General features: G+C 41.1%; 1 protein-coding gene. It reads left to right on the top strand.

What is annotated here, in order from left to right:
• The coding region (locus tag H740_RS05665; protein ID WP_002952301.1) for an EamA family transporter at nucleotides 1–523 on the top strand (523 nt) is incomplete at its 5' end.
• Between the last annotated feature and the right edge of the window lie 542 nt (nucleotides 524–1,065).

The following is a 1,065-nucleotide window of genomic DNA, read 5'->3' as shown; positions in this document are numbered from 1 at the left end:
TACGGCGGTTTTGGGTGCGCTCATCATCAAGTACGGCAACGTAAATAGCGGCTTTTGGCATGGATTTTTGCTCGTACAGGGAGCGAATTTATGCTTTGGCGTCGGGCAGAGCGCGTATAAATTTTTGCTAGAAAAGCGTGATTTTAACGAGCAAAGAGGGGTTTTTGGCTACTTTTTCGTCGGAGCCGCGGCGGTTACGGGCGTAGCATTTGCTATGTTTGGAAATCCGGAAAAAATTAACCTCGACCTAACCCAGAGTGCTGTACTACTGTGGCTTGGTATCGGAGCTAGCGGCCTTGGATACTTTTTATGGAACAAAGGCGCGTGCGAGGTAGATAGCGGAACTCTAGCTATCATGAATAACGCCCTTATACCTGCAGCCATCATCGTAAATTTAGTCTTTTGGCATAAAGATGCGGACATACTAAGACTTTGCCTAGGCGGTGCGGTGATTTACATCTCGATACTCATTCACAACAAAATCATCGCGCACTACGAGCGAGCAAGCGTAGTGGCAAAATAATTTAAATTTGAAGCCAAATTTAGCTAAAATTTAAAACTAGCGGCGACGGTTTCATGCTCGCCGCTGTAATATTTTTAGCGGTATTTAGCAGATATGATTCGCGTAGTGTCTTATAAAATAGCCTTAAAGCTTGCAAAAGAGTTCTAAGACTCTAAAACTCTAGCTTTAAATTTTCTCTCTTTTTTTAAAAAATTTGAAATATGCGTAAACACAAAATAGCGGGATAGAAATATACCAAAAGGCGCAAATAGCAATAAAAAGAAGCCCGAAAAAGATAAAAGCAAAATAGAATACGACGCCGATAAATAGATCGTTCATTTTAGCGCCTCCGTTGTATAAATGTGCACCTTAATCTTACCAAGATAAAAAAGGCCTAAAAGGCAAAATATTTGGATTGGTTAAGGCGTGTGAGTAGGTTTAGCGGCACAATAAATCGCATCTAAAATAACTCTTGCAGCAACCATAACAAAATAGTGGGTGCATTATGTTTTTTGTATGTTTTAAGGGTTTTTGATGGTGCCCGAGGTCGGACTCGAACCGAC

The sequence above is a fragment of the Campylobacter showae CC57C genome, from assembly GCF_000344295.2.
Taxonomy (GTDB): domain Bacteria; phylum Campylobacterota; class Campylobacteria; order Campylobacterales; family Campylobacteraceae; genus Campylobacter_A; species Campylobacter_A showae_B.
The sequence above is the reverse complement of the archived record's forward strand: the minus strand, read 5'-3'. Positions and strand labels throughout refer to the sequence as shown.